This window comes from Zoogloea sp. LCSB751 (assembly GCF_002028455.1).
Classification (GTDB): Bacteria; Pseudomonadota; Gammaproteobacteria; order Burkholderiales; family Rhodocyclaceae; genus Zoogloea.
This window is the reverse complement of the sequence record NZ_MWUM01000164.1, coordinates 1-277: the sequence shown is the minus strand read 5'-3', so window position 1 is coordinate 277 and position 277 is coordinate 1. Positions and strand designations below refer to the sequence as shown.

Annotated in this window: 1 protein-coding gene; it reads right to left on the bottom strand. The window is 49.5% G+C overall.

What is annotated here, in order from left to right:
* The coding region (locus B4920_RS26195) for an ABC transporter permease (RefSeq protein ID WP_139379674.1) at positions 1-277 on the bottom strand (277 nt) is incomplete at both ends.

The window sequence follows — 277 nt, the reverse complement described above, 5'->3', positions numbered from 1 at the left end:
GACGCCGGAGATATCTTGGCAGCCTTGCGTGCAGGTAAGTACACCGCAAGGGTGGTCACCACAAATAATCCAACAACGGTGAATAATGGATAGGAAAGCGCCAGCATAGGTAAGCTATACAGGCTCATCAATTGCTGGCCTAACTGAATCGCTAACAGCACACCCAAAGTGCCACCTAACAGACATAGCAGATAGTTTTCCACTAAGAAGTAGCTGATAATATCGCGCTTTTTAGCACCTAACGCGCGGCGAGTGCCAATCTGCTTGGTGCGACGCT